A 6,851-nucleotide genomic window follows, 5' to 3' on the forward strand; every position below is an offset into this window, starting at 1 on the left:
TGCTCGGTGTCGCGCTGTACGGCAGCGGGCTCGTGTACCAGCGCAAGTTGGCGAGCGGGATGGGCGCGCGCTCGCGGGTCTAACGCCCCGGGGGACGTCCGCCCCCCCCAGGGAACTGCAACGCCAGCGCGGGTCGCCCGATATCTGTGACGAACGTCGCGCGTTCGCACGGCGAGACGGACATATACCGACCACCGCCATCGCGAGGGTCACCCGGTGAAACGATGTCGCGACTCGGCGCGATCTCCTTCACCACCGCGTACGGGAGGCACCAAGGGACGAGGCGGGAGGGAACCACGAAGCCATCCGTATCGAGGGCATATCGGGAAGGTGCGCCCGTGATCGCGACCGGCGCCCGTGACCATACGGCCGCCCACCACGCGAACTTCGCCTCGGGCTTATCGCGGTCCGCCACGCCGCGACCGCACCGGCGAACGCGACGAGGAAGCCGATGACGATGATCAGCACCAGCCACGCGTCGATCTTGGTTGGGAAGGTCGCCGTGCCCGCCGCAGGCGGATCGCGCAAACACACGTCGATGTGGCCCACGCGTCGGCGTCTAGGAACGGTCGACATCCGGTCGAGCCGCTCCACGCACCGCACGTGGGCTCAACCGGTTTGAAGAGGGCGTCGACACAGGTCGTGGCGACAAGCCACTCGGACACTCCGCGAACATACCGGCGAGCTCCGAGAGTGCAGATGGGCCGCACAGGGTACGCAGCATCGCGGATGATCATCGGCTGAGGGCTTGATCGCGAGGGATGCGCCTACTCATCGGCGAACCCGCTGCCACGTCGTCTCACGGCCCGATGACCGACCCTGCGAGGCCGACCACCCGACTTCACCGGAGAGTGACCTCAAAAAAAACGGGCCCGGGGGCCCGCTGGGTCTTGAGGTGGCTAGGGTGGGAGAGCCGTCCGTGACGGCTCCCCCACCCTGTCACGTTCGATCAGAACTTGAGCGTCACACCCAACGAGTAGGTACGACCCAAAGCATCGTACACCGTCGGGTAGGTGTTGCCGCTGTTCCACGCCGTGGGGCCGATATCGTTGCCGACTTCCGGCGGCGCCTCGTCCGTCACGTTGTCGATGGTAAGAATCACGCTGAGCTGCTCGGTCGCCTGCCAACGTCCGGACAGGTCGAAGTAGTTGAACGCTTCGATGTCCTGATAGGCAGGGAGGTAGGTTCCACGCAGCGCCGGCTCGATCGAGGTGCTCGACAGGTAGCGATGACGCAGCGAGACGTCGAAGGCCTTGTAGGCCCACGTGAACCGCTGATTGGCGATCAGCTCGGGCTGAAGGTTGCCGCAATTGATCGAGTAGTAACCCAAGCAATCGCGGTTGACCGACACCGGAGTGGCCTGGAACTTGTTCTCGAACGTGTAGGTAGCGTTCAGGTTCCAGTTCAGGCGGCCCATGTCGCCGAAGTCCCAACCATATCCCGCACCGAAGTCGAGACCCGAGGTCTCGATCACGCCTTGGTTGGTCGAGGCGACCACGACGCCGAGGACATCGGCAGGCGAACCGTTGAGCGAGCCGTCCACCGTGTTGCGGCGGATGTTCGAACAGGCGGCATTGAACTCGAGATTCGGATTGAACGACGACGCGAAGCAGCCGTTGACCACGTCATCGATGGCCGGTGCCGAGATGGCGCCGTCCAAGTCGATCTTGAAGTAGTCGAGGGACAGCGTCAGGTTGTCGATCGGCGACCACACGAAGCCGACGGTTAGGGTCTCCGCTTCCTCGGTGTCGAGGTCACGGTTCCCGCCGCTCGTGGTGTTGATCTGACCGGCTGCCGGAGCGGTGATGAAGCCGATCGAACCCGCCGGAGCGCCCTGGGCGATACAGATCGCCCGCAGCGCCGAGTTGGTGGTCGGAGCCGCGCCCTGGCAAGGATCCGACGAGCGGTTGGCCAGCCCGGTCTGGACCGGGAAGAACAACTCGCCGATGTTCGGGGCGCGGACCGCGCTCTGGAACACGCTGCGGAACCGGAAGCTGTCGTTGACCTCCCAAGTACCGCCGACCTTCCAGGTGGTGCTCTCGCCCACCGTGGAGTAGTCGGAATAACGGAGACCGGCTTCCAAGGTCAAAGCCTTGATGAACGGCGCGTCGGTGACCAACGGCACGAGGAACTCAGCGAAGAGTTCGCTCACGTCGTACTTGCCACGGACCGCCGGATCCGCACCGCCGGCGCCCAGCAGCTCACCCGGCTGCGAACCGAGGAAGTCGCCCGCAGAGCTCGCGTTGTACTCGCGGTACTCCGCGCCGATCGCGCTGCTGATGCGCTCATCCGCGGTCGGCAGCTTGAGGTCGCCGAAGTCACCCGTGAAGGTCAGGTTAACGGCCGCCAGCGAGGTATCGGTACGGGTGCTCGACGTCGCGTCGATGAAGTTGAACATCGCCTGCGTCATGCTGCCCGGCGTTCCGAACAGGTTGATCGGCACGCAGCCGCCGGTGGTGACCGTGCAGGTGGTAGTGTTGGTCGCGCGCAGCGCCTGCTGCACGCGCGAGAACAGGCCGTACTTGCCGATGGTGGAGACCTGACCCGACTCGCCGTACTGGGCGCTCAGGTCCCAGCTCCAGTCCGCCGGCAGCTCGCCGCGCAGGCCGCCCACGATCTGGAAAGCCTCGTTCTCGAACGTAGAGGTTCGCGGGCCCCACTCGACGAAGCGACGGCGCAGGCCGATGCTGACTTCGCGGTAGTCGGCCGAGCTCGCGTTGGTGGTGGCCGCCGCCGCGTCGCATGCGGCCTGCGAGATGCCGTAGCCCGCACAGATCTGGTTGCGCACCGCGACCGGCAGGAACGGGTTGCTGATCGGCAGACGGTAGGTGTTGAAGAAGGTCGCCGACTCTGCGATCTGCGACACGATCCGGGACTTGGTCGACCAGGCCTGACCGTAAGCCTCGATGCTGTCGTTGATCTGGAAGTTCGCTTGGCCGTAGATGTTGAACTTCTCGACCGGCGTCTGGTAGATGTTCAGCGGGTTGAAGTTGTACGGCGCGTAAAAGGGCACCAGCGACGTACCAGCCTGATCGAGCTGTCTCGTACCGAGCGTGCCGCCCGCCACCACGACCGGCGCCGCGGCGCTCGAGCCGCCGGCGCCGCCGGTGACCGATGAACGCGCAAAGAGGCCGAAGGGACGGTTGCCCTGCAGGACAGGCTTGCTGTCCTGGTAACCGAGGCCCACCACCGCATTGCCGCGTCCATCGGCGAAGTTGCCGCCGATCAGCAGGTTGGCGCGGAGGACCTCACCGTCGTTCTCTTCGGTCTGACGGTAGCCGGCGTCGATCTGCACGCCTTCGAAATTGCGCTTGGTGATGAAGTTCGTGACGCCCGCGATCGCGTCGGCGCCGTACACCGAAGAGGCGCCGCCGGTCACGATGTCCACGCGCTCGATCAGGCCGATGGGGATGTTCGAGGTGTCGGCGACGCCGCCGAGGCCGAACGGCACGATGCGGCGCGAGTCCAGCAACACCACGTTGCGGCCCGAACCGAGGCCGCGCAAGTTGACGGTCTGGGCACCATTATTGCCGTTGTTCACGCCCGGACCGATCGACGGGACGACGCCCGGGAGGTCACGGAGCAGCGCTTCAGCGGAAGCGATCTGCTTGAGCGCGATTTCGGCGGAGTCCACCGCCAACACCTGGCTGGCCGAGGTGAGGTTGGGGTTGGCGATACGCGTACCCGTGACGACGACCTCTTCGAGGTCCTGCGCCATGCCGGGAGCGCCCGACAGTGCGATACTAACGGCGCCGGCGGCAGCCAAAATCGTCCGTGTAGCCTCCGCAATTTTCCGATTGGTCATTCGTTCGACTCCTGACGTGAATGAACTTGTTGTGACGAGGACATGAACCGGGGAGACGCGTTGTTTACGCCCCAATCCATCAACGATCCAACATGAAAAATGTGTATTGACGCAGTTATATTACCCATAATCGGGCCTCACGGTTCACTTTTGTAAAAAAACAACATGAGACCTACTCAATCCGTCTGGAATCAGATCGATGAAGCCTTCCGACTATGGGCGTCAGGGGATGTTCGGTCTGCACGGGCGCGCCTGGAGGCGCTCCACGCTGCCGGCTGGCATCATGCCTATATCCACCTCGGCTTGGCCTACACTGCCCGCGATTCCGGGGATCTTGATGCGGCGACGGCAGCGGCGGAAGCGGTGCTGGTCGATGAACCCGCCAACGCGGCGGCGATGCTGGTCAAGGCCGACAGCCTACATGCCCTGGGACACAAAGCCGAAGCGCTCGCCCTGTACTCGACCGCATTGAAGGTTCCGCTTCCCCCTGGACCGGCCCCGGTATTGGTCCGTGACCTCGACCGCGCTGCGGCGATCATCCGGGAGCATGCCGCTGACGTGGCCCGTTTCGTCGACGACCGTCTTTCCGCAACAGGAGTGCTGCCCCACGCTCCTCCGCGGTTCCTGCAATCGCTGTCGATCCAGCGTGGGCAGCGTCGGGTCTATGCCCAACGACCTATCCAGTACTACTACCCTGGGCTGGCCGCCATCGAATTCTTCGATACCTCGTCCTTCCCGTGGGTCACCGGGCTGGAATCGGCGGCGGACATCATCCGCGATGAGGCGCTCACCGTCCTGGTCGACCGCAGCCGATTGAAACCCTACGTGGAAAAGGACCACGGACCGCAGTTGGCTGATGTGGACATCGCTGGCAGCACCAAGTGGACCGCTTTTTTCCTGTACAAGTCGGGCAAGGTGGTCGAGGAGAACGCTGCGGCATGTCCACGGACCATGGCGGCGCTGTCGAGCGTGCCGCTCGCATCGGCGGGCGGCGCCATGCCTTCAGTGCTGTTCTCGGTCCTTGAGCCTGGCGCCCACATCCCGCCGCACCACGGCATGACGAACACCCGACTGATCTGCCACCTGCCGATCGTGGCGCCCGAAAAGTGCAGCCTGCGGGTCGGAGCCGAGGAGCGCGAGTGGCGGTACGGCAAGACACTGGTCTTCGACGATACGATCGAACATGAAGCATGGAACCGCAGCACCGAGACCCGTATCGTCCTGCTGTTCGATGTCTGGCGACCTGAGTTGGATCCAACCGAGCGTCGGGCCGTCAGCGAGTATCTCGCGGCGCAGTCATCCAGCGAGACGGTACAGTAGCGATGTCGCGCGATAGCATGGACAAAGAAGGTGGACTCCCATGAGCAAGCAAGCGGTCACGATTCTCCCGGCGTTCCTACTCTTGTGGTCAGCTTCGTGGGGAGCCGCACAGGAGCGCAAGGAGCCGGCCACCGCCGCTCCGGCGGCCGTGGAGGAACCACGACCGACGCCGAACACCTCGAACTCCGAAGAGTATTTGCCTCCCGAAGGCTACAAGAAGCGGAGCCGCAACGGAAAAGTGGTCTATTGTCGGCAAGTAGTCCCTGCGGGCACCCTCATCAAACACAACGAGTGCTTCACCCGGATGGAACTCGATGCGATCGAACAAGCACAGCGCGCTTTTCGTGAAGACCTGCGCAACCAAGGTCTGATCTGCGCTGACAGCCGATGCTCAGGGGGTTGAGCCCCTCCGCCGGCTTTGCCGAAGGTCGGCGGAGACGGGGGTAGGCTGCCTCAACGGGTCGGCAATATCTGCTCAGGACAACCGCGCAATGCCCCGAGCATCGCCTGTTTCTCTGGCAGCGTCAGCCATAGGCTGTAGGCCGCCTTGACCGCGATCTGCCGCGCGACGAATTCGCAACGGTACGCCTTGCGCGGCGGCAACCAGGTCGCCGCGTCGCCATCGCCTTTCTGCTGGTTGAGCCAGCCCTGCACCGCCAACAGGTTCAGCGGATCGTTGGCGAAGATCCGGCGCTCCTCCGGCCCGCGCTGGAACATGCCGGTCTGCCACGCGTTCGACAGCGAGACGACATGATCGATATGGATGCGGTCACTCGATTCGCCCTTGATGAAGGGGATCTCCTCCCCCGAATAAGGGTCCACCAGTAGACCCTCGAGCACGACACAGCCTTGCGTCCCGCGCTCTACGGTCACCCCGCCGAAGTCACGCCGCAGCATGTCGTTGCGTGTATCGCAGCCGTTGTAGTCGGTGTCCGCCCACGCAGGCCCGAAGGCGTCCCGGGAATAGCCGGTCTTGGGGGCTCGACCCTTGACGAGCAAGGTCTCCAAGACGACGGTGGCGAGGCGGGCCTCTCCTGCGAGGGCGTCCTCGCTTTGAGGGAAGGCAAAGAGGGACGAACCAGCCAGGAGCGCGAGCACGGCCAGGACCTTCGACAGTCGAAGTGCGGACATCCCTCAAGGATACACGTCACGACGACTGTCAAAGATAGTCCCGGGTGCCGGAGAGAGGCAGGCCGCAGCCGACCACGCCGGCGCGGCGATCAGCGACCCGTCAACACGGGCTCAGTTGGATCCCCCGGCCTTGTTGACCAAGGTCTGGATGGCGACCGGCAGGGCCACGGCGTCGGCGGAGGGCGGGGTGGCGTCCAAGGCCGCGACGCGGAATATTTGGGTCATGCCGCCGCCCTTGATGCGGGTCAGCGTGGCGGCCTTCACCTGACCGAACGGCTTGTAGTCGTGGAAGTGCGAGGTCTGCGTGAGCTCGCCCATCGGCGTGGTGGCGGTCGACTCGGTGGACAGCAGCAGCTTGTCTTCGACGCCGTAGCAATCGGCGGTCTTCTTGCCGCTCTTCCATGCGATCTCGACGCGGTGGCAGGGGCGGCCCTCGGAGTCGGACAGGCCGGTGGTGGTGGCCGCTTCGATCAGGCTGGCGTCGCGCATGATGTGCTTCGGATCGAAAGGTTCGATGAGGTCCTCGCGCTCCTTGCCCTCGAGGATGCGGGGACCGCTCATCGGGTCCATCGACCAGACCACTTCGCCGAGGCGG

At 64.5% G+C, this 6,851-nt stretch carries 5 protein-coding genes; 2 read left to right on the forward strand and 3 right to left on the reverse strand.

What is annotated here, in order from left to right:
• Positions 1 to 949: 949 nt before the first annotated feature.
• Positions 950 to 3,805, reverse strand: a complete 2,856-nt coding sequence (locus tag ACIQ2L_RS14575; protein WP_396160125.1) for a TonB-dependent receptor plug domain-containing protein — start codon at positions 3,803 to 3,805, stop codon at positions 950 to 952.
• 165 nt (positions 3,806 to 3,970) lie between these two features.
• Here ACIQ2L_RS14575 and ACIQ2L_RS14580 point away from each other — a divergent pair, with 165 nt between their 5' ends.
• Both ACIQ2L_RS14580 and ACIQ2L_RS14585 read left to right on the forward strand, forming a co-directional pair.
• On the forward strand, positions 3,971 to 5,125 hold the full coding sequence (locus ACIQ2L_RS14580) for an aspartyl/asparaginyl beta-hydroxylase domain-containing protein (RefSeq protein ID WP_396160127.1): 1,155 nt from the start codon (positions 3,971 to 3,973) through the stop codon (positions 5,123 to 5,125).
• Between the two features lie 40 nt (positions 5,126 to 5,165).
• Positions 5,166 to 5,528: a hypothetical protein gene (locus ACIQ2L_RS14585; protein ID WP_396160129.1), complete on the forward strand. Its 363-nt coding sequence runs from the start codon at positions 5,166 to 5,168 to the stop codon at positions 5,526 to 5,528.
• Positions 5,529 to 5,578: 50 nt separating this feature from the next.
• Here the strand turns inward: ACIQ2L_RS14585 and ACIQ2L_RS14590 are convergent, their stop codons facing one another.
• A complete protein-coding gene (locus ACIQ2L_RS14590) occupies positions 5,579 to 6,256 on the reverse strand; it encodes an HNH endonuclease family protein (RefSeq protein ID WP_396160131.1) in 678 nt (225 codons plus the stop codon).
• 111 nt (positions 6,257 to 6,367) lie between these two features.
• Positions 6,368 to 6,851: hypothetical protein (locus ACIQ2L_RS14595; protein ID WP_396160133.1), on the reverse strand; the 484-nt coding region annotated here is incomplete at its 5' end.

Origin of the sequence: Flavobacterium sp. (genome assembly GCF_044369455.1) — a bacterium.
Taxonomy (GTDB): Bacteria; Bacteroidota; Bacteroidia; order Flavobacteriales; family Flavobacteriaceae; genus Flavobacterium.

Coding starts and splice junctions, on each gene's coding strand:
- ACIQ2L_RS14585 (WP_396160129.1), top strand. CDS start 5,166: ATGAGCAAGCAAGCGGTCACGATTCTCCCGGCGTTCCTACTCTTGTGG.
- ACIQ2L_RS14580 (WP_396160127.1), top strand. CDS start 3,971: ATGAGACCTACTCAATCCGTCTGGAATCAGATCGATGAAGCCTTCCGA.
- ACIQ2L_RS14575 (WP_396160125.1), bottom strand. CDS start 3,805: ATGACCAATCGGAAAATTGCGGAGGCTACACGGACGATTTTGGCTGCC.
- ACIQ2L_RS14590 (WP_396160131.1), bottom strand. CDS start 6,256: ATGTCCGCACTTCGACTGTCGAAGGTCCTGGCCGTGCTCGCGCTCCTG.